2 pseudogenes are annotated in these 558 nt (G+C 42.3%); both read left to right on the top strand.

Going from position 1 to position 558, the window contains the following annotated elements:
• Positions 1–369, top strand: a pseudogene (locus R7E78_RS29295) (ligase); the annotation flags it as partial.
• An 18-nt stretch (positions 370–387) separates the two neighbouring features.
• Positions 388–558 (top strand): annotated as a pseudogene (locus tag R7E78_RS29290) (capsular biosynthesis protein); the annotation flags it as partial.

Genomic DNA, 558 nt, shown 5'->3' with positions numbered 1-558 from the left:
CAGCATCCTATTTTAGGCGTGGGCGCCAAAATGCTGCCCAACTTTATGATCGATTACTTCAACTACGATGAACTAGCGATTTACACCCACAACTTTGTGCTTGATACCGCCATCGAATACGGTTTGCTCGGCATTGCGTTTCTGTTTGGAGGCTACTTTCTTTTCATCAAATTTTGTTTTCGCAGTATCGATGACAACAGAAAAAGTCTTTTACTCGCGGTTTACGCCCTCATCATGGTGTTCTTCGTTGCCGTAAATACCACCATCATTTTGATACTTTTGTTGCCAGTTATGATCAGTCGAAAACGAACACCAGAACCTCAGACAGTCATCCATTCGCTGCCAGTCAATAAAAGTCACGAATTTTAATAATCAAGGATTTGATCAATGAAATACTCTATCGCTCGACAACCTGAAAAGAACCGAGAACTTCGGGCTGATAACTTCGTCTTGGTGTATCAAATGGGGAAAGTGGGCTCATCGTCTATCGAGCATACTTTGGAAGCGCGTAATATTCCGAGCTATCACATCCACACGTTTGACGATCATGAAGAATTT

The organism is Vibrio sp. YT-19(2023), assembly GCF_033337395.1.
Note: the sequence above shows the minus strand (reverse complement) of the source record. Positions and strands in the feature narration are given on the sequence as shown.